Below are 24,269 nucleotides of genomic sequence, written 5' to 3' on the forward strand. Positions count from 1 at the left end.
CTTTCACGGATTCCACGGATTCCACGGATTCCACGGATCCCACGGATCCCACGCATTCCATGAGGAGGAAGCCGATGCGCATCGGCGAGCTGGCGGCCCGGACGGGAGTGAGCGTCCGGTCGGTGCGCTACTACGAGGAGCAGGGACTGGTCAGCAGCACGCGCAGTCCCAGCGGCCAACGGCACTACACCGAGCACGAGGTGGCCCGGGTCCGCTTCATCCAGCGGCTCTACGAGGCCGGCCTGTCCAGCCGCACCATCGCCGAGGTGCTGCCGTGCGTGAACGCGCCGAGCCAGGAGAACTCCGACGCGGCTCTGGAGCGGCTCGCGCAGGAACACGCGAGGCTGTCGCACCATATTGAGGAGCTCGTGCGGACGCGGGATTCGCTGGAAGAGCTGATGGCGGCGGGGCGGGCGCATCGGGACGCGCTGGTGCGGGAATCCGCTGCGGCCTGAGGGCGACCCGCGCGCCAGGCCTCAGCCCGGGCATCCTCGCGCGCACCCGTACCGGTGCGGCCTGAGCGGTTCCGGCGGTGAGTACCGCCGCGCCCATGGTGAGCGCGATCAGCCGCCGTCGCATACGCTTCTCCCTTTGTGGATCAGCGTTCTGCTCGGGCGGCTCATCGCGGGACGACGTCCGGGTCGGCCGCTAGCCGGTGATCTTGTTGAAGATCTTCGAGTAGGCGTAACCGGTGCCCTTGTCGTAGCCGTCGACCTCCCAGAACGCCAGCTCCTGCACTCCGTGCGAGGCGGCGAAGCTCTCCAGCGTGGAGGCGTTGGACTGGGTGAAGTTCTCGTTGTCGTCGTTGTGGCCGGCGATCGGGGTCAGGCCGAGCATGCCCCAGGCCTGGCTGCTGGAGACGCCGAAGATCGACTGGAGTTGCGGGGCGGTGGCCTTCGCGGCGGACTCCGCGTCGTTCAGCGCGTTCTCGCCGTCGCCGAAGTCCATCGTCATGATGTTGACGACCTTCACCGCGACGCCCTTGCTCTTGGCGTCCTTGAGCAGCGTGGTGGCGTTGGACTCCAGCCCGGTGGGGTCGACCGGCAGGGTGTAGTCGACCTGCACGCTCGGGTTCGCCTTCTGCAGCGCGGCCAGCGCCTGGTCCCGGCGGGAGTTCGCGGTCTTGTTGTCCAGGTCGTTGCCCTCGATGTCGAAGTCGAGGCGCGTGACGTGGTACGTGCTGACGACCTTGGCGTACGCCGCTTCCAGGCTGGAGACCGAGGTGCACTTCTCGGCCAGCTCGCCGCCCGAGGCGCCGCCGAAGGAGATGATGACGTTCCCGCCGGCGTTCTGCAGCGCGGTGATCTGGGAGCTGAACGCGCCCACCGAGTCGCCGCCGTCCTCCCACTCGGGGGTGCAGCCCGACTTCGGCGTGAGGAAGGCCAGCGTGTAGAACTTGTCGCCGCTGGCGGACATGTCCTTGGCCAGGTCGCCGGCGTCCGACGAAGAGATCTGCAGGTACGGCGCGGAGTAGTGGGCCGGGAAGCTCGCCCCGGCGGCCTTGGCCGCGGGCGCCGCGTTGGCGGTCGCGGCGACGCTGACGGCGGCGACGGGCAGCAGCGCGGCCGTGCCGCATATCAAGGCCATGCGAAGATTTTTGGGCATGCGGATCCTCCAGGTGCGTGGGGGTGATACCTGTGTTCCGGCGCGACGGAGTGTTAGTAAACTTTACTTACTCCATGCGGGAGAGTAGGCACCCGGAGGCGGTGCGTCAAGAGGCGGACAGCGTGCAGGGTCCGCCGGATGACAAACCCGGCGGACCCTGATGGCAGAACCCTTAGCGCGAAGCCTTTCGCTGAGCCCGCAGCCACTCCTTGTTCATAGCCGCGATCGAAGCCAGCGGAATCCCCTTCGGGCAGGCCGTCGCGCATTCGCCGGTGAGCGTGCAGCCGCCGAAGCCCTCGGCGTCCATCTGCGCGAGCATGCCGACGACGCGGGTCTCGCGCTCGGGTCCACCCTGCGGAAGGGTGTTGAGGTGGTTGACCTTCGCGGCGGTGAACAGGCTCAGCGAACCGTTCGGGCAGGCCGCGACGCAGGCCCCGCAGCCGATGCACTCGGCGTTCTCGAAGGCGAGATCGGCCGCGGGCTTGGGGATCGGGGTGGCGTGGGCCTCGGGAGCCGCGCCGGTCGGCGCGGTGATGTAGCCGCCGGCCTGGATCACGCGGTCCATCGCCGAGCGGTCCACGACGAGATCCTTCACCACCGGGAAGGCGGCGGCGCGCCAAGGTTCGACGTCGATGGTCGCGCCGTCGCGGAAGCTGCGCATGTGGAGCTGGCAAGTCGTGGTCTTCTTCTCCGGGCCGTGCGCCTCGCCGTCGATCATCAGCGAGCAGGCGCCGCAGATGCCCTCGCGGCAGTCGTGGTCGAAGGCCACCGGGTCCTCGCCGCTGGTGATCAGCTGCTCGTTGAGGACGTCGAGCATCTCCAGGAACGACATGTCGCGGCTGATGCCGTCGACCTCGTACGGCTGCATCCGGCCCGGCTGGGAGGCATTCGCCTGCCGCCAGACCCGCACTGTGAGCTTCATGCATAACTCCGCTGAGCAGGGTGGACGTATTCGAAGTCGAGCTCTTCCTTGTGCAGGACCGGCGCCTGCCCGATGCCCGTGTACTCCCAGGCCGCGACGTACGAGAACTCGTCGTCCTTGCGCGCCGCCTCGCCGTCAGGGGTCTGCGATTCGGTCCGGAAGTGGCCGCCGCAGGACTCGCTGCGGTGCAAGGCGTCCAGGCACATCAGCTCGGCGAGCTCGAAGTAGTCGACGAGGCGGTTGGCCTTCTCCAGCGACTGGTTGAACTCCTCGCCGGTGCCGGGGACCTTGATGCGGCGCCAGAACTCCTCGCGGATCGCCGGGATCCGGTCCAGGGCCTTGCGCAGCCCGGCCTCGTCGCGCGCCATGCCGCACAGTTCCCACATCAGCTCGCCGATCTCGCGGTGGAACGAGTCGGGCGTGCGGTCGCCGTCCACGGCCAGGATCGCGGCCAGGCGCTCCTGCGTCTCGCGGACGGCCGCGACGGCCTCCGGGTGGTCGGCGGTGACCGGCGCCTCGCCGGCGGTCCGGGCCAGGTAGTCGCTGATCGTCGCCGGGAGCACGAAGTAGCCGTCGGCCAGGCCCTGCATCAGGGCCGAGGCGCCGAGCCGGTTCGCGCCGTGGTCGGAGAAGTTGGCCTCGCCGACCGCGAACAGGCCGGGGATCGTGGTCTGCAGGTCGTAGTCCACCCACAGGCCGCCCATCGTGTAGTGCACGGCCGGGTAGATGCGCATCGGGACGCGGTACGGGTCCTCGTCGGTGATCCGCTGGTACATCTCGAAGAGGTTCCCGTACTTCTCCTCGACCGCCTTGCGGCCCAGCCGCTTGATGGCGTCGGCGAAGTCCAGGTACACGCCCTGCCCGCCGGGACCGACGCCGCGGCCCTCGTCGCAGACGTTCTTCGCGGCGCGCGAGGCGATGTCGCGGGGCACCAGGTTGCCGAAGGACGGGTACTGGCGCTCCAGGTAGTAGTCGCGCTCGTCCTCGGGGATCTTCTCCGGGGGACGCTCGTCGCCCTTGGCCTTGGGCACCCAGATCCGGCCGTCGTTGCGCAGCGACTCCGACATCAGCGTCAGCTTCGACTGGTGGTCGCCGGTGCGCGGGATGCACGTCGGGTGGATCTGCGTGTAGCAGGGGTTGCCGAAGAAGGCGCCCTTGCGGTGCGCGCGCCAGATGGCGGTCGCGTTGGAGTTCATGGCGTTGGTCGACAGGTAGTAGACGTTGCCGTAGCCGCCGGACGCCAGGACCACCGCGTCGCCGAAGTGCGTGGAGATCTCGCCGGTCAGCAGGTCCCGGGCGACGATGCCGCGGGCCCGGCCGTCGACGACGATCAGGTCCAGCATCTCGGTGCGCGCGTGCAGCTCGATGTTGCCGGCCGCGACCTGCCGCATCATCGCCTGGTACGCGCCGAGCAGCAGCTGCTGTCCTGTCTGACCGCGCGCGTAGAAGGTGCGCGAGACCTGCACGCCGCCGAACGAGCGCGTGTCGAGCAGGCCGCCGTACTCGCGCGCGAAGGGAACGCCCTGCGCGACGCACTGGTCGATGATCTCCACCGAGATCTGCGCCAGCCGGTGCACGTTCGCCTCGCGGGAGCGGAAGTCGCCGCCCTTGACGGTGTCGTAGAACAGCCGGTGCACGGAGTCGCCGTCGTTGCGGTAGTTCTTCGCGGCGTTGATCCCGCCCTGCGCGGCGATCGAGTGCGCGCGCCGCGGCGAGTCCTGGAAGCAGAACTGCACGACGTGGTAGCCCGCCTCGGCCAGCGTCGCGCCGGCCGAACCGCCGGCCAGGCCGGTGCCGATGACGATCACCTTCCGCTTGCGGCGGTTGGCGGGGTTGACCAGCTTGGCCTCGAAGCGCCGGGTGTCCCAGCGTTCGGCGATCGGGCCGGCCGGGGCCTTGGCGTCGGCGATCGGGTCGCCGACGGTGTAATCGCTATAGGTGGTCACTTCACCACTCCGCTCATCACGCCCACCGGCACCGCCACGAAGGCGAGCGTGAGCAGCACGGCGACCACGTTGCCGGTGGTCCTGATCAGACGGTCGCGCTTCACGCTGCCCACGCCGAGGGTCTGCGCGGCGGACCAGAAGCCGTGCTGGATGTGCAGGCCGAGCGCGCAGACCGCGACGATGTAGATGACGTCGCCGTACCAGTTGTTGAACGTGGAGACGACGTTCGCGTAGGGATGGCCCGGCTGGAACCCCGAGTGCACGGTGCCGGTCGTCAGGTCGAGGATGTGCCAGATCAGGAACAGCAGCAGGATGACCCCGCCCCAGCGCATCGTCCGGGTCGCGTGGCTGCTGCCGGCCTTGCGGTGCTCGTAGCGCACCGGACGGGCCCGGAGGTCCCGTCGGCTGAGCTGGTAGGCGGACACCACGTGGGCGCCCACCGCGGCGACCATCACGACGCGGATGACCCACAGCGTCCAGCTGTAGTGCATGACCGGTTCGCCCATGGTGCGCAGCCAGTGCGCATAGCTGTCGAACTGACCGGGCCCGAAGAAGACCTTGAGGTTCCCGAACGCGTGGGCCAGCAGGTAGAGCACCATGAGCAGCCCGCTCACCGCCATGACGGTTTTCTTGCCGACGGAGCTGTCCCAGGCCGTGCGCAGGGAAGGCGGACGCCGGTCCGTCCACGTAGCGGTAACCATGGGCTTGACGCTAAGAGCCGGCAGTCGATTGGTCCAAGACATGGATCAGCTGGTGACGATAGCCGCAGCCTATGATGGTGAAGGGGACCCGGAAAAGGATCAAGAAACATGCAGTTCCACCAGCTCCGCTACTTCATCGCGGTCGCCGAGACCCGGCACTTCACCCGCGCCGCCGAGGCCATGCATGTGACGCAGCCCTCACTGTCGCAACAGATCAGAGCCTTGGAACACGAGCTCGGCGCGGACCTCTTCCGGCGCGCCCGCGGGAACATCACGCTGACCGACGCCGGCGAGGCCCTGCTCCCGATGGCCCGCCGCATCCTGGCCGACGCCGACGCGGCGCGGCGCGAGGTACAGGAGCTGGCCGAGCTGCGACGGGGTCACGTACGGCTCGGGGCGACGCCGTCGCTGTGCACGGGACTGCTTCCGGATGTCCTGCGCATCTACCACCGCCGCTATCCCGGGATCCAGTTGCAGATCCAGGAGAGCGGGTCGCACGACCTGGTCCGGGACCTGGCCCGCGGCGCCCTGGACCTGGCGCTGGTCGTGCTGCCGCTGCCGTCCCCCTCGCCCGCGCTCACCACCGAGGAGCTGCTGCAGGAGGACCTCGTCGTCGTCTCGGCGCCGAACCTGCCGCCGCCGGGCGACGGCCGGCAGGTGCGCGTCGCAGACCTCGAACACGAGCAGCTGATCATGTTCCGGCACGGGTACGACCTGCGCGATCTGACCGTGGCGGCGTGCCGGGCGCAGGGCTTCGAGCCGGTCTTCGCGGTCGAGGGCGGGGAGATGGACGCGGTGCTCGGCTTCGCGCGGGCGGGCCTGGGCGTCGCGATCGTGCCGAGCATGGTGGCGCGCAACGCCGATCCGGGACTGCGCGTGACGCCGATGGCGCCGCCGGCTCTGCACCGCACGATCGCCTTGGCGCACCGGACCGATGTGGCGCTGCCGGGCGCCGCGCAGGAGTTCCGGCGGACGCTGCTCGAGCGCGCCAAGGCAGGCTGACGGCGGGCTGACACCGCGAATCACGCCGGGCCTCGGAGGCTTTCGGCGTGTTTCGCGGACAGGGCAGCCGGTTCAGGATTCGGGTTCAGGGCTCGGCTCAGGGCTCGGCTCAGGACTCCGGGGTCCAGTCGGCCGGCAGGCCGGACTGCGCCAGGACCGAGCTCAGGCTGTAGAAGTCCTGGTTCGAGGTGACCAACAGCCCGCGGGTTTCGAGCAGCGAGGCCATCGGGACCGCGAACGGCTTCGGGGCGCCCTTGATGTGCCCGGCGTAGACGCTCTCGATCGTCACCCGGTCGCCGGCGCGGTAGGCCGCGATCACGGTGGCCTTCACGTTCTCGATCATGCTGTCGGTGCGGGCCTTCCAGCCGGAGATCTGCTCCTGGCCGGTCATGGTGACGTTGATCGCGTGGTCGGTGTAGGTGCCGTCGGAGGTGAACAGCGCGCCGAGGGCTTCGGCGGGGGTGCCGTTCCAGGCCGCGGCGAAGGCGATGGCGATCTCGGGGAGGTTGGTGTCGGCGTTCATGGTGGCTCTCCTTGTATTCGGTACTGGATTTCGTACTGGATAAGGGATCTGATACAGCTCAGGGGGTCAGGACGATCTTCCCGGAGACGGTCCCGGACTCCGCGAGCCGCAGCGCCTCGCCGGCCTGCGCCAGCGGCAGCCGGGCCGCGATCGGGGTGACGATGTCGCCGCGCCGCAGGGCCGCGAAGACCTCGGTGAGGTCGGCGCGCAGCCGGGCCCGGAAGCGGTTCTGGTTCAGCTTCTTGCCGGCCCAGATGTTGAAGAACGACGCGCTGCGGCCGTTGGGCAGCGCGGTCCACAGCAGGGCGCGGAGCACGATCTTCAGCACCGGCCACTGCTTCCAGCCGCTGTCGTCGCGGGTCGAGGCGCTGCCGTAGGAGACGAGCGTGCCGCCGGGGGCCAGCAGGTGCCAGGAGTCGATGACGCTGCGCCCGCCGACGTGGTCGAACACCGCGTCCACGCCGCCCGGGGCCAGTTCGCGCACCTGCTCGGGCACGTTCCCGGCGCGGTAGTCGACCGGGATGACGCCCGCAGCGCGCAGCGCCTCGTGGTTCCGGGGGGAGGCGGTGCCGATCACCGTCACCCCGGCGGCCAGCGCGAGCTGGGTCAGGACCGAGCCGACGCCGCCGCTGGCCCCGTGCACCAGGATCGTCTGGCCGGCCCGGACGTGCGCCCGCCGGTGCAGCATCTGCCAGGCGGTGATGCCGTTGACCACCACGGTCTCGGCCTGCTCGGCGGTCAGCCCCTCGGGGACCTCCACCGCGTCCCGGACGTCGGCCAGTACGTGGCTGGACCAGCCGCCGACCTTGGTCAGCACGGCCACCCGCCGGCCGAGCAGGCCCGGGTCCACGCCGGCGCCGACCGCGTACACCCGGCCGACCACGTCGTAGCCGGGGACGAAGGGGAACGGCGGCTGGTCGTAGTAGCGGCCGCGCCGCATCTGCTGCTCGGCGAAGGAGACCCCGGTGGCCTCCATCGCGATGACGACCTGTCCGGCGCCGGGCTGCGGCACGGCCGTGCGCTGGACCCGCAGGTCCTCCGGCTCGACGATCCCCGGCAGAACCACCTGGACGAGAGTCTGATCGGTCATGGCCGCGGCCCTTTCTGTAGAAGCTCTTGCGTTCGTTACAAGTTATAACTCCTCCGTCGAGTGAATGTCAATCGCACCAGTGATAGCCTCTAACCATGACCCAGGCAGAGACGGAAACACCCAGGCAGCGCTATCGAGCACAGGTGCAGGAGGAGATCAAGCAGCACGCGTGGGAGCAGATCGCGACCGCGGGCGCCTCCGCGCTGTCGCTGAACGCCATCGCCAAACAGATGGGGATGAGCGGACCGGCGCTCTACCGCTACTTCGCCAACCGCGACGAGCTGATCACCGCGCTCATCCGGGACGCCTACCAGAGCCTGGCCGACACGATCCGCGCAGCCGTCGCCGAAGGCGCGGATCTCAGGGGCCTGGCTCAGACGATGCGCACCTGGGCGCTGGCGGATCCCCAGCGCTATCTCCTGGTCTACGGCACGCCGATCCCCGGCTATGAAGCACCTGAGGACACCACGCGGATCACCTACGAGGTGATGACGATGCTGCTGGAAGCCGGCGGCGCCGAAGGGCTCGCGGCGCTGCCGCCGTCACCGCTGCAGCCGCATCTGGCCGAGCACAACGGCTGGGCCGGCGCACGCGCGGGAGAGCCGCCGACACTGCACCGGGCTCTCATCTTCTGGACGCGGCTGCACGGCGTGCTGTCGCTGGAGATCGCCGGGCACTTCAACGGCATGGGATTCGACCCCGCGGCACTGTACGCGGCCGAGGTCGAGGCCGTCGCAGGCTCCTGATCCGCCTGCGACGGCGGGCTTCATCGCGAAGCCGGTATCAGGGGTCTGTTGTCACACGGTGATCGAGTCGCCGGCCGGCACGATCGAGACCTGGACTTCCGTCAGGTTGCCGACCATCGCCTTGGCCGACTGCTGGCCCATGTCGCTGAGCAGGATCTCGTGGATCTGCACGGCCCGCTTCGGCGCGACCTCGCGCACGTAGTCCACCGCCTCGCCGAGCTTGGTCCACGGCCCGCTGGTCGGCAGCAGCAGCGTCTCCACCGGTGCCTCCGGCACGTGGTAGGCGTCGCCGGGGTGGTAGAGGCGCTCGTCGACGAGGTAGCCGACGTTCGTCACCCGGGGCATGTCGCGGTGGATCAGCGCGTGCAGCTCGCCGAACACGGCGATGTCGAAGCCGCCGATGGTGTGCCGGTCGCCGGCGGCCACCGCCGTGATCTGGCCGCGCCGCCCCTCCCAGCGCCCGACCACGCTCTCGGGACCGTAGACGCGCAGTTCGGGCCGGGCGTCCAGGGCCTTGGCGAGCAGTTCCTCGTCGAAGTGGTCGAAGTGCTCGTGGGTGATCAGGACCGCCTCGGCCGCGGCCACCGCTTCGGCCGCGTCGGGGGTGAGCGTCCCCGGGTCGATGACGATGCGGCCCTGGTCGCCTACCAACGAGACACAGGCGTGGGCGTGCTTAATCAGCTGCATGATGAGAACTGTAGGCGCCCGCGCACCGGTTAATCGGATGACGGCACCGTGATGATGTTCGGGTGAGGACCATGAGCGCGTGGACGGTACGCCGCGCTGACGTGCGGGAACCAGAGGCGCAGGAACTGCTGGTCTCGTACTACGACGAGCTGGTGAGCCGCTACTGGGGCCGGCCGTGTCTGCCGGGCGAGGTCGAGGCGGCGATGCGCGACGAGCCCAACGACGATCTGGCCGTGTTCCTGGTGGCGAGCATGGACGGCGAGCCGGCCGGCTGCGTCGGCGTGCGCATGCCGGCCGCGGATCTGGGCGAGCTGAGCCGGATGTACATCCGCCCGGAGTTCCGGCGCTCCGGCGGCGGAGGGCTGCTGCTCGGCGCGGCCGACCGCGCGGCGGTGGAGCTCGGCGCGCGGGCCATCCGCCTGGACACCCGGCACGACCTGGTGGAAGCCCGGGCCATGTACGCGCGCCACGGCTACCGCGAGGTCCCGGCCTTCAACGACGGCCCGTACGCCGACCACTGGTTCGAGAAGGCTCTGACGTGATGCCGAACGCCTGAGGGCTGGCGAGAATGGTGGCGTGGAGCCTGTCGAGGAGTCCGTTCGCGAGCCGCCGGGGACCGCACTGCGCTCTTTCGTCGGCTGGTACTCGGGCTATCCGCAGGCCGGGGTCGCGCCGACGCGGCACCGCGGGCTGCCTTCGCCGTACCTGACGCTCATCCTCACGCTCGACGATCCGCTCACCGTGATCGCGCACCCCGATCCGTACCCGGCGAGTGAGGCTGGAAGCGACCACGAAGGAGATGACTCCCATGACCACTGAAACGACTCCCCCGCCGCAGGTCTGGCCCACGCTGCGGGCGACGGACGCGCCGGCCCTCATCCGTTTCCTCACCGAGGCCTTCGGCTTCGAGGCGACCGTGGTGTACCAGGACGGCGACCAGGTCCACCACGCCGAACTCGCCTGGCCCGAGGGCGGCGGCATCATGCTCGGCTCGGCCAGGCCGTCCGACGGCGACGCGTGGCCGCTGGAGCCCGGCGGGTTCGGCGCGTACGTCGTCACCGACCACCCTGACGAGCTGTTCGCTCGGGCCAAGGCGGCCGGTGCCGAAGTACTGCAGGAGGTGTACGAGACCGATTACGGGTCCCGGGACTTCCGGGTGCGGGACCCCGAGGGGAACCGCTGGTCTTTCGGGACGTATCGCGGGCATCCGCGCGCGGGGGCCTAGCGGCTGCCGCTCGTTTCAGGCCTCGGGGAAGAGCACGGCGGCGACGTGGTGCGTGTCCGCGTACTCCTTCACCGACGTGATCCTCCCGTCCCGGACCGTGAACACCGCCGCGCAGCGGTTGTCGTACGTCGCGCCGTTGGCGGCGGTCGCCTTGGACGTCCACTCCGCCATCACTTGCTCCCCGTCGGCGAAAGCGTTCACCAGGGCGATGACCACCGGCGCCGAGGTGTCCAGGTAGGCGCCCATGCCGCCGAGGAAGTCGTTGATGATGGCCTCGCGCCCCTCCCACAGGCCCGAGATCGGCAGGCTGCCCGGGTAGAGCCAGGTGGCGTCCTCGGCGAAGCTGTCGAAGATGGCCTGGGCGTCTCCGTCGCGCACGGCCTCCACGTAGCGGACGACGACGGTCTTCGGGTCGGTGGCGGTCTTCGAATCGGTGACGGCGTTCATGATCATGCTCCTTTTATAAGTGACGCACTGCGGGGAAGGTCAGGTCGAGCGATGGTGCCGGTCAGGCGATGGTGAGGACCGCGTTGCCGCGGACGCCCCGGTCGCGCAGCCGGGTCAGCACCTCGGCGGTCTCGGTCCAGTCGGCCACCAGCCCGATCTCCGGGTGCAGGCGGTCGGCGGCGACGAGGCGGACCAGGGTCTGCAGGTCCTGGCCGTAGGTCGAGTCCGAGTCGGCGTAGTGGAAGTGCCGGATGGCGGCCGATTCGGGGCCGGCGAAGAAGTCGAAGAAGTCCAGCGTCGCCGGCTGCCGGCCGGCCTGGCCGAACCAGACCAGCGTCCCGCGCCGGGCCAGCTTGGCCAGCGCGGCCGCCAGGTTCGGCCCGCCGATGGACTCCAGAACCACGTCGAAGGGTCCGTCCGCGTCCTGGATCGAGGGCACGACCCGGGCCGCGCCGAGCTCCAGCAGCCGGGCGCCGCGCTCGGCCGAAGAGCTGACCGCGGTGATCTCCAGACCCGCGGCGGCGGCGAGCTCCACGAAGTAGTGGCCCACGCCCCCGGACGCCCCGGTCATCAGGACCCTGCGTCCGGCGGCCGAGCGCGTCACGTACAGCAGGCGCAGCGCGGTGAGCCCGGCCAGCGGCAGCGCGGCGGCCGTGACGGCCGGCAGCGTGTCCGGCAGCTCGGCCAGCGAAGAGGTCGGGACCGCCACGTACTCGGCCCAGCCGCCCTGCGGGGGATGCCCCACGACCCGGGTGCCGGCCGCCGGGCCCGAGCCGTCGGCCGCGGCCTGGACCACCAGGCCCGCGACGTCCTTGCCGGGCCGCCAGTCCGGACGCGGCGCCTCGAGCTGGAGGGTCTCGCCGCGGTTGACGGAGTACGCCTCCACCTTCACCAGCGCCTCGTCCGGACGCGGCTGCGGCTGGTCCACCGCGGCGAGTTCGACGGACGGACCGGGCCGGCCGGTGGCTGTCATGGCCTTCATGGCGTTCTCCCCTTGCTGCCTTTTGCTGCTTGTCGCCTGCTTGTTTCTTCTGGTCACCGCTCCTTGCGAGATCAAGAAGACCACCGGGCGCGAAGGCCGGTCCAACAACCGGCCGGCGGTTTCGACAACCATCGGTGGTAGGCCAAGGTGGAGACATGGATCTTGATCTGGCGCAGGTGCGGGCGTTCGTCACGGCCGCGGAGCGGCTGCACTTCGGGCAGGCCGCCGAGCAGCTCGCGGTCAGCCAGCAGGCACTGTCCAAGCGCATCGCGCGCCTGGAGGCCGAACTCGGCGTGCAGCTGTTCCTGCGCGGCGGGCACGCCGTCGAGCTGACGGATGCCGGACGCCGCTTCCTGGAGCCCGCCCGCCGGACCCTGGCCGACGGCGACCTCGCGGTGGCGGCCGCGCGCCTCGTCGACCGGCCGCTGCGGATCGACTTCTGGGGCCACCTGTTCGCCCCGATGCGGACCCTCGCAACGGTCATCGACCACCTGGCCGACACCGCCACCGCCGACGCCATCAACGCCATCAACGCCATCGACACCGTCACCGTCGAGACCGGCCCCGGCCGCGACCTGCCCGGTGTCCTGGACGCCCTGGCCCGCACCGCGACCGACGTGGGTTTCGGGCGGGTGCACGGGGTCGGCGGGGCGCGGGACGCGGCGTATCCGCACCGGCTGGTCCGGCTGGTCCGGCTGGAGCCGGTGGACGTCGTGGTCGGCGAAGGGCATCCGCTGGCCGGACGGACGCAGGTCCGCCCCGACGAACTCCGCGACAGCATCCTGTGGTGCCCGGCGGCCCTGGAACGGCTGGACTTCTACCAGCGGTTCGCAGAGCACTTCGCCATCCGCGCCGAATCCGGCGGCGCCAACCTCGGCATCGACCACTTCCTGGAGCAGGTGGCGGCGGACCCGGCGCGCTTCGCCCTGGTGCCGGCGGATCTGGAGCTGCCGGAGCGTATCCGGGTCCGGGCTCTCCCGCTCGTGGAGCCGACGCCGCTGTACGCGTGGTCGCTGGTGTGGCGCGCGGCGGACCCGCACCCCGGCCTCGCACCGCTGCTGCGCGCTTTCGCCGAGGTCGGCGGCCGGAGTCGGTGGCTTGAGTACCAGCCGGAGCGCGACTGGCTGCCGGCCGGCGACGTGTCGGAGGTCGAGGAGGCCGGCGCATCAAGCATTAGCAACGCTAAACACCACGCGTAGAAAATCCCCGCACCCGGCCGGCTGCCGGCGTGCGAGCCTGGCCGGACAGGTGTGCAGTGGTCGGGAGGGATCGGGTCATGCAGCTGAGTTCTGCGCAGATGTTCCACCATCGGTGGTGTGCGGCGCTGGCCGCCGGGGACGTGGCGGCGGTGCGGGAGATGTTCCACCCGGATGCCGTCCAGGTCTCGAGTGCGAGCGGGCAGGTGCTGAGCGGCGTCGAGCAGATCGCCGGGGCGCTGGAGCAGCTGATCGGCGTGGCCGGGCCGATCGCCACCTCGGGGGTGGAGAGCTTCGTCGACCTGGGCGATGCCTTCTGCGTGGAATCGGTGCAGTCCACCGCCTATGCGCAGGTGTTCAGCTACGACGTGTTCGTGATCGACGCCGGCCGCATCCGCTTCCACGCCAACGGAAGCATCGCGCCGCGCGCCCTGGCGCCGGTGCCTACCCCGGCCGGGCCCACGCAGGGCCAGGACGTGTACCGGCGCTATTGGGCCGCGAGCGGCGCCCAGGATCCCACCGGCCTGGCCGCGGTGTTCGCGCCGGATCTCCGATACTCCAACGCGGGCAGCGTCGTGTACGGCCGGAACGAAGTCATCGGCGCGCTACAGCGTTTCTGGGGCGGCGGCTTGAATTCGGCTCTGAAAACCGTGTCGCGCTTCGTCGAGACACCGCAGGCGCTGTGCGTGGAAGCGACCGCGAGCGTCGGCGGCCGGGGCGGCAGGCTGGACATCACCCACTACGAGGTGTGGATGCTCCGGCAGGGCCAGGTCAGCCACCTCATCAGGGGCCTGATCACACCCCGGCCCGCCGAACTGAAGCAGATCATGCAGAAGATGGCCGACACCACCATGCGGACCTTGCAGGACTTCACGCAGGCGTCCATGTTGCGCAACGCCATGCAGGTCCGCTGGTAGTTGGTAGCCGGCCCGATCCTCAGTTCGTGCAGTCCTCAGCTTGCATAGACCTCGAACTCTGATATCTGTCCGGCAGGCCAGCCGGTGTTCGCCGTGAACGTCAGCCGGACGTAGCGCACACTGGCCGCCGCGAAGGTGATCGTGACCGCGTTGCCCGTCGCCGGGTCGAAGCGGTAGCCGGCGGAGGCGACCAGCGTCGAGGCCGCACTGGCGTCCGCGCCCCCGGTGACCGAAAGCGTCTGGGTGCGTGCGGCCCACGCGGTGGCCGGCGGCAGCTTCAAGACGATGCGCGACACCGATGTCGCCGCCCCGAGATCGACCATCAGCCACTGCGGGAAGGCGTTGTCGACGCTCTCCCAGTAGGAGTTCGGGTCGCCGTCCACGGTGTTCGCCGATCCGTAGCTCTGCGTGTGGCCGCTCTCGGAGGTCGGCTTCCCGAGCGCCAGGTTCGCGCTCGTGGTCGGACCTGTCGTCGCCGAGACCGTCGCAGAGGGCTGGGACAGGTTCCCGGCCGCGTCGGTCGCCACTACGGCGAGGCTGTACGTCGTGGACGGGGACAGGCCGGTGACCGTCGCCGTCGTCGCGGCCGTGGTCAGCGCCGTCGCGCCGTTCACCTTCACCTGGTAGCCGGTGACCCCGACGTTGTCGGTGGACGCGGTCCAGGACAGCGAGACGCTGGTCGAGGTGTGCCCGGTGACGCTGAGGTTGGTCGGCGCGGAGGGCGGCGTGGTGTCGCCTCCGCCGCCGCCGCTCGGCGCGTACACCTGGAATTCCGAGAGCTGCCCGGCGGGCCAGCCGGTGTTCGCCGTGAAGGTGGCCCGCAGGTAGCGGACGGAGGCGGTGCCGAAGGTCACCGTCACGCTGTTGCCCGACGCCGGATCGAAGGTGTAGCCGGCCGAACCGGCCAGGGTGCTGAAGGTCGTGCCGTCGGTGCTGCCGGCCAGGGTGAGGGTCTGCGTGCGGGCGCCCCACGCCGCCGGGAGCTTCATGACCACCGACGCCACGGCCGTGGCCGAACCCAGATCGACCTGGAACCATTGTGGGAAGGCGCTGTCGACGCTCTCCCAGTAGGTGTTCGGGTCGCCGTCCACGGCGTTCGCGGAGGCGTAGCCCTGCGAGGTGCCGCTGGCCGAGGTCGGCTTGCCGAGGGCCAGGTTCCCCGAGCCGCCGCCGGAGCTGAGCACCGGCTGCGTCGGGCGGGTCGCGGTCAGCGCGATCTGTCCCTTCAGCATCCGGCCGCCGTCCGCGGTAAGCCGCAGGTAGTAGTCCGACGAGCAGGCGGTCCCGTCCTCGTCCAGCGCAAGCAGGCCGGAGCCGGTCGGCGTCATGGACTGGTTCTCGGCCGTCTTGGCGATCTGGTTGCCCTCGCCGTACTCGTCGAACATCGAGATGTAGACGCTCTGCGTCCCGGCGCGGGCCATGTTGTAGAACTGCCGCCACATGAAGTCGCCGTGGACCCGCTGCCGTCCCGACACGTCGCCGGGCAGGACGCAGGGCTGGTAGTCGACGTTGTTGGCGGTGCAGTCGGCGAGGTCGGGCACGGTCAGGGTGGTGTAGGCGTTGTCCGAGTCGGCCGCCGTGCCGATCGCGCCGACCATCCACGGCGAGAGCATGTCGAAGGCGTGGTAGACGCCGATGTAGCCCGAGCGCGAGCCGCCGGTGCCGGTGCGCCATTCGCGGGGCACACCACCCATGACGTAACACCCCTGACTCTTGAACCAGGAGATCACGTCCAGACAGGTCGGGGCGTCCCAGGGATGGTTGGCGTCGTTGAAGCCGAAGCCCCAGATGCCCACGACCGGCTTGCCGTTCTGGCGCGCGTAGGCGGACGAGGCGGTCAGGGCCGACATCTTGGCGGTCCAGTCGGTCTTGATCTCCGCCTGCATCGTGGTCCAGCCGGTGACGTCGTACATGACGTAGAACTTGCGGCCGTAGGTCTCGGCGGAGGAGCGCACCTTGGTCGCCATCGCGTCCCGGGTCGGGCCCTCGGAACTGTTCGGGTTGAAGCGTTGCAGGGCCGCGGTGTCGCAGCCGTTCTGCTGCATCCACAGGAAGTGGGTGTCGACGGTCTGCTGGTCGTAGGACGAGAACAGCGTCGCCGGCTGGCCGTTGCCGAGGTTCGCGTACGCGGTCTGGTAAGCGTGCGTGTACTCGCGCATGTCCGGCCACGCCTTGATGACGTTGTTGGACGGCGACGGCGTCTGCGACCAGTTCTGGGACCAGTGCCACCAGCCGTTGATCGGCGCACCGTCCCCGGCGCAGGCGAACCATCCCTGGTAGCCGACTGTGATCTTGCCGACGACGTCGCCGGCGGGGCTCGCCGCGCGCGCCGGGGCCGCGAGCAGCTCCGGTCCGGCGATCAGGGCCGCGGCCGAGCCGGCCGCGGCGGTGGTGAGGAATCTTCGGCGGGTGACCGACATGGTGGGGGATCCTCCTGGCTGGCGTGACGCTCTTTCGACATGGAGGTGTAACTTTCGTACGGGTCATAGTTACAAAAGAGATGAGCTCTTGCAATAACCTGATGATGTGCATATAAGAGCTCGTAGATGGGGCCGGGTGTAGGTTCGCTGCATGTCTGCACCCCCGGTCCTGCGCGACGTCTTCCGAAACCTGATGGAACGGCGCGGCGACGCCGCCGCCTCGATCACGTTCGACGACGGTCCGGGCCCGGTCGCGCGGCTCGACGTCTTCGTCTACCGGCCCGCCGACCCGGCCGGACTCACCACGTTCGTGACGGTCGGGATGTCCACCGGGCCGATGCCGGCGGCCGACGGCGCGGAGGGCGCGGATGGTGCGGAGAACACGGAGGGCGGCCGCGCCGAACTGTGGCTGTCCCGCGCCGGGATGCTGGCGCCGGAGGACGAGCAGCAGATCGCGATGCAGCTGGCGAACCTGGCCGTGTACCCGTGGAAGACCGGCCGGGCGGTGAGCTGGGCGCAGATCGTCGGGTTCGAGCAGGACTTCCCGACGTTCCCCGGGTGTTCGGCGGTGTTCCTGGCCGGGCCCCTGCTGGCGGACACGCCCGATTTCCTCGACACCTGCGAGGGCCCGGTGCGCGTGATAACGGTCGTGCCGATCACCCAGGAGGAGCGCGCCGCCGCCGCGACCGTGCCGCCGATGACCTTCGCGGGCACCCTGATCGAGTCCAGGAACGTGTTCACAGCGCCGTCCGCCGCGCACACCTGACCCCTGTCACGCCTGACAGACAGCGACGGCCCCCGCTCGGACATCCGAGCGGGGGCCGTCGCGTTCGGCGGACTGCTTGCCGAGATCTGTACTGCTTGCCGAGATCTGTACTACTTGCCAAGATCTGTACTACTTGCCGAGATCTATATAGGTCTTGTCGCCGTTGATGAGGTCGGACACGAAGCTGAGCTGCAGGCCCTTGGCACCGGCCGGGACCTCGAAGGCGACCGGGCCGCGCATCGATTGTCCGGCCGAGATGTTCCCGTCCGGAGGGTTGCCGTCGGCGCCGACCACGATGGTCTCGGTGTAGCCGGCGTTGGTGGAGTCCTTCAGGCCGAACTGCATCAGGCTGGAGAAGGCCTGCGAGGAGCCGCTGTTGTTGGCCACCTCGACGTCGAGCAGGACGTAGGCCTTGCCGGCGTCCGGCTGGTCCATGTCGCTGGTGTACGGATAGGTGACCTTGTGGACGGTCACGGTGTACGAGCCCACCTTCACCTGCTGGCCCACCTTGAAGGTGCCGCTCGCGGCCGGCGCCGAGGACTTCGCGCTGCTGGTGGCGGGCTTCGCCGGCGCGGAGGCCGAGCTTGAGGAAGCCGCGCCGGGCGCGCCGACGGCGGCGGCCGCGGAGGTCGTCGGGTCCTGGCCCACCACCGACGCCTTCGTCGTGCTCTGGCATCCCGTGGTCGCCATGGCCAGCGCCGCGGTCAGAGCGATCACGCCGAGGCCGGTCCGAACCGTGCCGCGGGCCGGGGAGAAGTGTTCACGGCTCATCTGTGTACTCCTGAATTCGTTGGCTTCGTTCGTGTCCTGAGAGAGCGAACCATATTGCTGTGAACACTGTCAACAGACAACTTCTCGGTGTCGATGGCTGGCGCTTGTGAACACATGCTGGGTAGGCTGCGGCCATGACGGAGCAGACCGAAGTCACCGCCGCCCAGATCGCCCGCCTCGCCGGCGTCGGCCGCGCCGCCGTGAGCAACTGGCGGCGCCGGCACTCCGGCTTCCCCGCGCCCGTCGGCGGCAGCGACACCAGCCCCACGTTCTCGCTGGCCGAGGTCGAGCGGTGGCTGCGGGCCGAGGGCAAGCTCGCCGAGATCCCGGCCGGCGAACAGCTGTGGCGGGCCGTGGACGGTGCCGGCAGCGGGGGCGGGGGCGAGGCGGCTACGGCCGCAGCGCTCGCGGCTTTGGGTATGGCTCTGGCCTCTGGAAACGGCCCAGACGACAACCCAGACGAAGCCCCGGGCGGCTCCGAACTGCTGGATCAGGCCCTTGCGATCGCCGGCGGCACCGGTCGGGGCGAGGTCTTCGAAGAGCTTCTGGCGCGCTACCTCGACGTCTACGCACGCGACCGCGACACGGGTACGGCGACTCCGGCGCTGGCAGCCCTGATGGCCGCGATCGCGATGCCCCGGGAGCGCGCGCAGGAGGCCGTCGTCCACGATCCCTCGTGCGGCGTGGGAACGCTTCTGCTCGCCGCTGCCGCCGCCGGGGCCGGGTCGCTCGTCGGCCAGACCGCCGACGCCGAGCTCGCCCCGCTGGCCCAGGCCCGGCTCGCGGTCGCGGCCGCCGGCAGCGCCCGCACCGTGGATGTCCGGCCCGGCGACGCCCTGCTCGCCGAGGCCCATCCGGCCCTCCAAGCCGACGCGGTGCTCTGCCAACCGCCCTCGGCCCAACGGGACTGGGGCTACGACGAACTCGCCTACGACCCGCGCTGGGAGTACGGCATGCCGCCGCGCGCCGAGGCCGAGCTGGCCTGGGTGCAGCACGCGGTGGCCCGGCTGCGGGCCGGCGGGACGGCCGCGATCCTGCTGCCGCCGGCGGTGGCCGCGCGGCGGCCGGGGCGCCGGGTCCGCGCCGAGTTGCTGCGGCGCGGCGCGCTGCGGGCCGTCGTGGGGCTGCCCGCGGGGAGCGCGGCCCCGTACGGGCTCTCGCTGCATCTCTGGGTTCTGCGACGCCCCGGGCTCGCCGACCCGGCGCCGAGCCGCGTCCTGTTCATCGACCAGAGCGACGCCGACCGTTCCGGGCGCGCCGAGCGCGTGCCCTCGGAGGCGGCCGCCGAACGGATCCTGGCCGCGTGGCGGGCGTTCGACCGCGATCCCGAGGCCTTCCAGGGGGAATCAGGGCTCGGTGTCGCGCTGCCCGTCATCGATCTGCTCGACGACGCGGTCGACCTGAGCCCCGGCCGGCACGTCCCGCGCCCCGACACCGGCCTGGGCTACGGCCGCCTACTGGAATACCGCACGGCCACACAGGAGATCCTGGCGCGGCTGGCCGACATGCTGCCGCCGCTCGGGACGGAGGCGGAGCCCGCGACGGTCTGGCCGTCGACCACGCTCGGCGACCTGGCCCGGGCCGGAGCGCTGACCATCGCCGGCGACGCCGAGATCGCGGCGGGCGACATCCTGGTGCCGGTCCTGGGCGGCGCGCTCGGGCAGGCCCGGGTCGTCGCCGAGGGCGATCCGGCGATCGGCGCCCTTCCGGGGCGCGGGGCGTCGGTGATCCGCACCGATCCGGCGCGGCTGGATCCGTGGTTCGTCGCCGGATACCTGCGCAGCGACACCGTCACCCGGCAGGCGGTGAGCCACGCCTCGACCAGCAGCCGCATGGACCTGCGCAAGGCGCCGCTGCCGCGGCTTCCGCTGGAACGGCAACGCGGATACGCCGAGGCGTTCCGCAGGATCGCGGAGTTCAGCGACGCGCTGCGGCAGGCGGCCGACACCGGCGAACGGCTCGTCCAGGGCATCACCGACGCGCTCGCCGACGGCACCGTGGCGCCGTCGGCCGGCGAGGGGAAGTCCTGAGACCGGCGGTGTTCACACCGCTGGTCCGGCGCTGGCAACCTCAGTAATCTGAGCGCACTATGAGCGCTCCGCACCAGTCGCCGACCCCCTACTCGCCGCCGTCCGCGGCCGCGCGAGCCGGGTCGCTCGCCATCCGCGTGCTGTGGACGGTGATCCCGTTCGGGACGCTCGGATTGGCGGCCTGGGTGCCGGCGCTGCACATCGCGCGGCGGCGGCGGACCACGAAGGCGTGGGGGTGGCTGGCGGCGAACGTGGCCGGGACGGTCGGCGAGTGCGTGCTGGTGGCCACGGTGCCCGCCAACGGCCACGGATCCGCGGGGGACGCGGGGACCGGCGCGGGGTTCTACTGCGTCGCGTTCTTCATCGCGGCGACCGTGTACGCCTGGCGCGGGTGCGGTCCCGGCCTGCCCAAGCCGGTGCGGCGGCCGGTGGCGTATGGCGGATACGGCGCCGCGTGGTCGCAGACGCTGCCGTATCCGAACCCGAACCCGAACCCGAATCCGAATCCGATGGCCGCGACCGCGCCCGCTTTCTATCCCGTCAATGCCCCGGGCCCCGGCCCCCTCTCAGCCCCCGTCGCAGCACCGGCCGTCCCACTGGTGCCGGCGGCGGCCGCGCACGACATGGCGGCGCAGGACATGGCGGCGGAGATCCAGGCCGAACTCAGGGAGCTGCGAGGCTTCCTCGGCGGCGAGGAAGCCCGGTGACGCGGGGCCGGGTGATCGCCGGCCGCTACCGCCTGGACGTGCCGCTCGGCCGGGGCGGCATGGGCGAGGTGTGGCGGGCCTACGACGAGCGCCTGGACCGGCACGTCGCCGTGAAGCTCATCGTGACCGGCGCCGCGTTCCACCCGGACCGGGCGATGCTGGCCAAGCGGTTCTCCCGCGAATGCCGGGCGCTGGCCCGGATCGACCACCCGGGCGTGGTCACCATCCACGACGCCGGGGTCGACGGGGACCCGGACGGCGGCGAGCTGTACCTGGTGATGCAGCGCATCGACGGCGTGAGCCTGGCCGACTTCGTCGCCGAGCACGACGGCGTGCCGTGGCCGCAGGCGGCGGCGCTGGGCGCGCAGATCGCGACGGTGCTGGCGGCGGTCCACGCGATCCCGGTGGTGCACCGGGATCTGAAGCCGGGCAACGTGATGCTGCGTCCCGACGGGACGGCCGTGCTGCTGGACCTGGGCATCGCGGCGGTCTTCGACCCGGATCTGAGCAAGCTGACCCGCACCGGCGAATCCCTCGGCAGTCCCGGCTACATGGCGCCGGAGCAGGCGTCCTCCGGCCTGGCCGGACCGCCGAGCGACCTGTACGCGCTGGGCTGCGTGCTGCACGAGGTGCTCACCGGCCACCCGGTCTTCCACGCCCCGACGCCCTACGCGCTGTTCGCCAAGCACCTCACCGAAGCACCGACGCCGGTGCGCACGCTGCGGCCCGACGTCCCGCCGGCGCTCGAGGCGCTGATCCTGGAACTGCTGGCCAAGCAGCCGCAAGCCCGCCCGGCCGCGGCGCATGAGGTGTACCACCGGCTGGTCGCACTGCTGCCGAAGGCTCCGGCCGACGCGGCGGATCAGCCCTTCGACCCCTTCCGCCCGTTCCACTCCCCGCTGGCCCCGCCGCCGGGCCCGGCCGCCCGCGCCCCGGGCCGGCCCCTGCCGGCCGCCGACCGCGACGGCCCCGAGATCGACCTGGCGACGTCCCTGGCCGAGGCCGAACGACTCGTCGGCGAGGGCAGCTACGCCCCGGCCGTGCAGATCCTGGGCTCGGCGCTGGCCTTCGCCCAACGCGAGCACGACCCCCACGGCCCGGTGGTGCGGACCCTGCGTAAGCAGTACGCCAGGATCCTGATGCTCGACGGCCAGCCCGCCGCCGCCCTGACCGAGTTCGACCGCCTGGCCCGCACCGCCGCCGCCGATCACGGAGCGGCCAGCGACGAGGCCCTCGGCTTCCGCTACCAGGCGGCGCAGTGCCGCGAGCAGACCGGCGACGTGACCGGCGCCCTGGCCGAGTATCAGGCGGTCCTGCCGCCCTACCTGGCCCTCCCGGCCCACGACGCGCGCAAGGCGCTGGCGATGCGCGAGCGGATCGGGCGGCTGCTGGTCGCCACCGGCCAGCCGCAACAAGCGTGGCCGGTGCTGGCGGGAGTGCTGCGGGACCGGGAGATGGATCTGGGGGTTCAGCATCCTGACAACGTGGCTTTGCGGGGCGTGCTGCAGCAGATCGGCGGGTGGGTCGGGCGGCGGTAAGGCCTGAACCGCTACCGATCGCGCCGCTGCGGCATCCCCGGATCCTGAAGCCTCCGGATGTGGATGTCCCGCTTGTGGACCCCCGACTCCACCAACTCCTCGCCCCGCATGAGGGCGCACTCCGCGATCGCGATGCCGACCGCCTCGGCGGCCGGGGTCGCGCGGTGGATGGCGCGGGCGATGAAGGAGCCCGGGACCGGCAGGTCGAGCACCGTGCACTTCCGGAGCCAGTCGGCGTGGAAGCGGGGCGCGATCGCGGCGCCCAGGCCGGCTGCCGCCATCGTCTCCAGGGTGCTGGGGGTGAAGGCCAAGTGTTCTCGGGAGGGCACGATGCCGTGCAGTTCTGCCAGGCGGCGGAAGCAGCGGCCGCGGGCCGAGGTCGGTGGGGCGCCGATCCAGGGCTTGCCGGACAGGTCGGCCGGGGTCGCCGGGACGTCCCAGGACGCGGGGATCGCGATCCGGTAGTCGTCCTCGACCAGGACGCGGGACACGTAGCCCGGCGGCAGGGGAACGGCGGTGTCGCGGTCGTCCGAGACGAGCATGAGGTCCAGACTCCCGCATCGCAGCATCCTGAGTCCCTCGTCCTGCTCCACCTCGACCACCGTGGGCGCCAGCTCGGGATGGCGTCCGGCGAGCAGGGTCACCGCGCCCGCGGCCACCAGCACGGTGCCGCCCGGCGGCACGGCTATCGTCACCGGCCCGGTGACGGTGGTGGTCAGCGCCGTCAGTTCGCGTTCGGCATCGGCCAGCGAGTCGCCGATGCGGCCGCCGGCGCGGGCCAGGATGCGGCCGGCCTCGGTCAGTTCCAGCCGGCCCGCGCCGCGGTCCACCAACGCGACGCCGGCTTCCCGCTCCAGTTTCGCCAGTTGCTGCGACACCGCCGAGGGCGTGTGGCCGAGCCGGCGCGCGGCCTGGGCCAGGCTGTCCGTCTGCGATATCGCCTGGAGCAGGAGCAGCCGGCGCGGGTCCAAGTCCATGGACCCATTAGCGCCGCTACATATGGGCCTTAGCAAATCTCGGTGCCGGTCGCGGTGCCGCTATGCGAGTCTGACGCCTATGACGCGGATGACATTTATCCCGTTCGTCGGGATCATGGGCATAAGTTCCCTCGCGCTGGCAGGATGCGGCGGTTCATCGGGGAGTATCGGGGCCGGCTCCAATCCGTTGTCCGGTATAGGCCAGGCGACGACCACTCAGCTGCCGGCCACGATCGGCACGGCGCCCGCCGGCGGCGGCGCTTCCGCAGGCGGCGGCGCTTCCGCAAGCGGCGATCCTGCGGGCGGCGGCTGGACCCTGTCCGCCCCGAGCTCGGTCTTCGGCTTCGCCCAGATCCAGCCGCAGGCCTCGAATCTGGCGAAGATCCAGTCCGAACTCGCCGACAGCAGCGCGCAGCTCGGCGTCACCGGAAGCGCGCAGGTCATCGCCGTCTACGACGACCCCACCCACGACGTCTACCTCATCTTCGCGGGCTACAACGGCTCCGGCTTCGACCCGGCCAAGCTCACCGCGAAGTTCGAGAAGATGCCGTCCACCACCGACGACGGCGCCGGCGACCGCTTCACGACGAACAGCGTGCGGACCGACCCGGGCCCGCACGGCGGCACCGCCGGCTGCTCCTCGGTGCTGGGCCAGGCCGGGGCACTGGCCGCCGAGTCGACGGCCTGCGAGTGGATGACGTCCACCACCATGGGCAGCATCTCCTACTACCCCAAGAACGACGGCCAGAAGATGGTGTTCGGCACCGGTCCGGACGTGATGGGTAAGGTCATGCGCGACCTCCGCAATCTGGTCGAGCACAACTCCTGACCTCGTACGGCGGAAATATGTTGTGGCGGATTTCACGAAAACGCGCACGACATCAACGGGTCCTTACACAAACCCAGTTCCAGCAGCGGATTCGTCGGACCCCGTAACAGTATTCGAACATTCTGTCCACACTACTCTCAGTCACCTCACCCGCCCCGCAGCCCGGTTTCGGCGTCATGCAGCCGAACCGGGCTCTGTTGTTGACGGGGGCGATGAACGCGACCATCTTGTTCGACGTGGAC

Annotated in this window: 25 protein-coding genes; 13 read left to right on the forward strand and 12 right to left on the reverse strand. The window is 70.8% G+C overall.

What is annotated here, in order from left to right:
* The first annotated feature begins 74 nt into the window (after nucleotides 1-74).
* Nucleotides 75-455: a MerR family transcriptional regulator gene (locus ABIA35_RS00525; RefSeq protein ID WP_370356050.1), complete on the forward strand. Its 381-nt coding sequence runs from the start codon at nucleotides 75-77 to the stop codon at nucleotides 453-455.
* Nucleotides 456-648: 193 nt separating this feature from the next.
* Here ABIA35_RS00525 and ABIA35_RS00530 read toward each other — a convergent pair whose 3' ends face one another.
* The 4 genes from ABIA35_RS00530 to ABIA35_RS00545 all read right to left on the reverse strand — a co-directional run bounded on the left by ABIA35_RS00530 (nucleotide 649) and on the right by ABIA35_RS00545 (nucleotide 5,174).
* Nucleotides 649-1,587 (reverse strand): chitinase, encoded by a 939-nt coding sequence (locus ABIA35_RS00530; protein WP_370356052.1) that lies wholly within the window; start codon nucleotides 1,585-1,587, stop codon nucleotides 649-651.
* 190 nt (nucleotides 1,588-1,777) lie between these two features.
* Complete coding sequence (locus ABIA35_RS00535) at nucleotides 1,778-2,527, reverse strand: succinate dehydrogenase/fumarate reductase iron-sulfur subunit (protein ID WP_370356054.1); 750 nt, start codon at nucleotides 2,525-2,527, stop codon at nucleotides 1,778-1,780.
* On the reverse strand, nucleotides 2,524-4,473 hold the full coding sequence (locus ABIA35_RS00540; RefSeq protein ID WP_370356056.1) for a fumarate reductase/succinate dehydrogenase flavoprotein subunit: 1,950 nt from the start codon (nucleotides 4,471-4,473) through the stop codon (nucleotides 2,524-2,526). Before ABIA35_RS00540 ends, ABIA35_RS00535 begins: the two co-directional genes overlap by 4 nt.
* Nucleotides 4,470-5,174: a succinate dehydrogenase cytochrome b subunit gene (locus ABIA35_RS00545; RefSeq protein ID WP_370340062.1), complete on the reverse strand. Its 705-nt coding sequence runs from the start codon at nucleotides 5,172-5,174 to the stop codon at nucleotides 4,470-4,472. The genes ABIA35_RS00540 and ABIA35_RS00545 overlap by 4 nt, the downstream gene beginning before the upstream one ends.
* 108 nt (nucleotides 5,175-5,282) lie before the next feature.
* Here ABIA35_RS00545 and ABIA35_RS00550 point away from each other — a divergent pair, with 108 nt between their 5' ends.
* Nucleotides 5,283-6,176: a LysR family transcriptional regulator gene (locus ABIA35_RS00550; RefSeq protein WP_370340061.1), complete on the forward strand. Its 894-nt coding sequence runs from the start codon at nucleotides 5,283-5,285 to the stop codon at nucleotides 6,174-6,176.
* Between the two features lie 109 nt (nucleotides 6,177-6,285).
* Here the strand turns inward: ABIA35_RS00550 and ABIA35_RS00555 are convergent, their stop codons facing one another.
* Nucleotides 6,286-6,699 carry a nuclear transport factor 2 family protein gene (locus tag ABIA35_RS00555; protein WP_370356058.1) on the reverse strand — a complete coding sequence of 138 codons (414 nt, stop codon included), beginning with the start codon at nucleotides 6,697-6,699 and terminating at the stop codon, nucleotides 6,286-6,288.
* Nucleotides 6,700-6,757: 58 nt separating this feature from the next.
* The gene (locus ABIA35_RS00560; RefSeq protein ID WP_370356060.1) at nucleotides 6,758-7,789 is read right to left on the reverse strand and encodes a medium chain dehydrogenase/reductase family protein; all 1,032 of its coding nucleotides are present in this window, start codon (nucleotides 7,787-7,789) and stop codon (nucleotides 6,758-6,760) included.
* Between the two features lie 95 nt (nucleotides 7,790-7,884).
* On the opposite strand from ABIA35_RS00560, the gene ABIA35_RS00565 reads away from it, so the two are divergent.
* On the forward strand, nucleotides 7,885-8,535 hold the full coding sequence (locus ABIA35_RS00565; RefSeq protein ID WP_370356062.1) for a TetR/AcrR family transcriptional regulator: 651 nt from the start codon (nucleotides 7,885-7,887) through the stop codon (nucleotides 8,533-8,535).
* Nucleotides 8,536-8,586: 51 nt separating this feature from the next.
* On the opposite strand, the gene ABIA35_RS00570 is transcribed toward ABIA35_RS00565, so the two are convergent.
* Nucleotides 8,587-9,222 (reverse strand): MBL fold metallo-hydrolase, encoded by a 636-nt coding sequence (locus ABIA35_RS00570; RefSeq protein ID WP_370356064.1) that lies wholly within the window; start codon nucleotides 9,220-9,222, stop codon nucleotides 8,587-8,589.
* Between the two features lie 71 nt (nucleotides 9,223-9,293).
* Between ABIA35_RS00570 and ABIA35_RS00575 the strand changes: the two genes are divergently transcribed.
* Genes ABIA35_RS00575 through ABIA35_RS00585 form a run of 3 tightly spaced genes read left to right on the forward strand, consistent with a single transcriptional unit; the run spans nucleotide 9,294 to nucleotide 10,447 of the window.
* Nucleotides 9,294-9,764, forward strand: coding sequence for a GNAT family N-acetyltransferase (locus ABIA35_RS00575; protein ID WP_370356632.1), 471 nt, complete (start codon nucleotides 9,294-9,296; stop codon nucleotides 9,762-9,764).
* Between the two features lie 34 nt (nucleotides 9,765-9,798).
* Nucleotides 9,799-10,041 (forward strand): hypothetical protein, encoded by a 243-nt coding sequence (locus ABIA35_RS00580; protein ID WP_370356066.1) that lies wholly within the window; start codon nucleotides 9,799-9,801, stop codon nucleotides 10,039-10,041.
* Nucleotides 10,031-10,447 (forward strand): VOC family protein, encoded by a 417-nt coding sequence (locus tag ABIA35_RS00585; RefSeq protein ID WP_370340054.1) that lies wholly within the window; start codon nucleotides 10,031-10,033, stop codon nucleotides 10,445-10,447. Before ABIA35_RS00580 ends, ABIA35_RS00585 begins: the two co-directional genes overlap by 11 nt.
* A gap of 15 nt (nucleotides 10,448-10,462) precedes the next feature.
* Here the strand turns inward: ABIA35_RS00585 and ABIA35_RS00590 are convergent, their stop codons facing one another.
* Nucleotides 10,463-10,894, reverse strand: a complete 432-nt coding sequence (locus ABIA35_RS00590) for a nuclear transport factor 2 family protein (protein WP_370340053.1) — start codon at nucleotides 10,892-10,894, stop codon at nucleotides 10,463-10,465.
* Between the two features lie 61 nt (nucleotides 10,895-10,955).
* The gene (locus ABIA35_RS00595; RefSeq protein WP_370356068.1) at nucleotides 10,956-11,876 is read right to left on the reverse strand and encodes a zinc-binding dehydrogenase; all 921 of its coding nucleotides are present in this window, start codon (nucleotides 11,874-11,876) and stop codon (nucleotides 10,956-10,958) included.
* Between the two features lie 155 nt (nucleotides 11,877-12,031).
* Here ABIA35_RS00595 and ABIA35_RS00600 point away from each other — a divergent pair, with 155 nt between their 5' ends.
* Together ABIA35_RS00600 and ABIA35_RS00605 are read left to right on the forward strand one after the other, a co-directional pair.
* Nucleotides 12,032-13,075: a LysR family transcriptional regulator gene (locus ABIA35_RS00600; protein ID WP_370356070.1), complete on the forward strand. Its 1,044-nt coding sequence runs from the start codon at nucleotides 12,032-12,034 to the stop codon at nucleotides 13,073-13,075.
* A gap of 77 nt (nucleotides 13,076-13,152) precedes the next feature.
* Nucleotides 13,153-13,989, forward strand: a complete 837-nt coding sequence (locus ABIA35_RS00605) for a nuclear transport factor 2 family protein (protein WP_370356072.1) — start codon at nucleotides 13,153-13,155, stop codon at nucleotides 13,987-13,989.
* A gap of 35 nt (nucleotides 13,990-14,024) precedes the next feature.
* Here the strand turns inward: ABIA35_RS00605 and ABIA35_RS00610 are convergent, their stop codons facing one another.
* On the reverse strand, nucleotides 14,025-16,409 hold the full coding sequence (locus tag ABIA35_RS00610) for a discoidin domain-containing protein (protein WP_370356074.1): 2,385 nt from the start codon (nucleotides 16,407-16,409) through the stop codon (nucleotides 14,025-14,027).
* A gap of 151 nt (nucleotides 16,410-16,560) precedes the next feature.
* Here ABIA35_RS00610 and ABIA35_RS00615 point away from each other — a divergent pair, with 151 nt between their 5' ends.
* Nucleotides 16,561-17,175, forward strand: a complete 615-nt coding sequence (locus ABIA35_RS00615) for a suppressor of fused domain protein (protein WP_370356076.1) — start codon at nucleotides 16,561-16,563, stop codon at nucleotides 17,173-17,175.
* Nucleotides 17,176-17,304: 129 nt separating this feature from the next.
* On the opposite strand, the gene ABIA35_RS00620 is transcribed toward ABIA35_RS00615, so the two are convergent.
* A complete protein-coding gene (locus ABIA35_RS00620; protein ID WP_370356078.1) occupies nucleotides 17,305-17,946 on the reverse strand; it encodes a DUF4352 domain-containing protein in 642 nt (213 codons plus the stop codon).
* A 134-nt stretch (nucleotides 17,947-18,080) separates the two neighbouring features.
* Here ABIA35_RS00620 and ABIA35_RS00625 point away from each other — a divergent pair, with 134 nt between their 5' ends.
* From ABIA35_RS00625 to ABIA35_RS00635, 3 genes are read left to right on the forward strand one after another with little or no spacing between them, the layout of a single operon-like run.
* Nucleotides 18,081-19,976 (forward strand): N-6 DNA methylase, encoded by a 1,896-nt coding sequence (locus ABIA35_RS00625; RefSeq protein WP_370356080.1) that lies wholly within the window; start codon nucleotides 18,081-18,083, stop codon nucleotides 19,974-19,976.
* 59 nt (nucleotides 19,977-20,035) lie between these two features.
* Complete coding sequence (locus ABIA35_RS00630; RefSeq protein WP_370356082.1) at nucleotides 20,036-20,683, forward strand: hypothetical protein; 648 nt, start codon at nucleotides 20,036-20,038, stop codon at nucleotides 20,681-20,683.
* The gene (locus ABIA35_RS00635; RefSeq protein WP_370356084.1) at nucleotides 20,680-22,221 is read left to right on the forward strand and encodes a protein kinase; all 1,542 of its coding nucleotides are present in this window, start codon (nucleotides 20,680-20,682) and stop codon (nucleotides 22,219-22,221) included. Before ABIA35_RS00630 ends, ABIA35_RS00635 begins: the two co-directional genes overlap by 4 nt.
* A gap of 11 nt (nucleotides 22,222-22,232) precedes the next feature.
* Here the strand turns inward: ABIA35_RS00635 and ABIA35_RS00640 are convergent, their stop codons facing one another.
* A complete protein-coding gene (locus tag ABIA35_RS00640; RefSeq protein WP_370356086.1) occupies nucleotides 22,233-23,198 on the reverse strand; it encodes a LysR family transcriptional regulator in 966 nt (321 codons plus the stop codon).
* 115 nt (nucleotides 23,199-23,313) lie between these two features.
* Here ABIA35_RS00640 and ABIA35_RS00645 point away from each other — a divergent pair, with 115 nt between their 5' ends.
* Nucleotides 23,314-24,027, forward strand: coding sequence for a hypothetical protein (locus ABIA35_RS00645; RefSeq protein WP_370356088.1), 714 nt, complete (start codon nucleotides 23,314-23,316; stop codon nucleotides 24,025-24,027).
* The last annotated feature ends 242 nt before the right edge of the window (nucleotides 24,028-24,269 follow it).

Source organism: Catenulispora sp. MAP12-49, from assembly GCF_041262705.1.
Classification (GTDB): domain Bacteria; phylum Actinomycetota; class Actinomycetes; order Streptomycetales; family Catenulisporaceae; genus Catenulispora.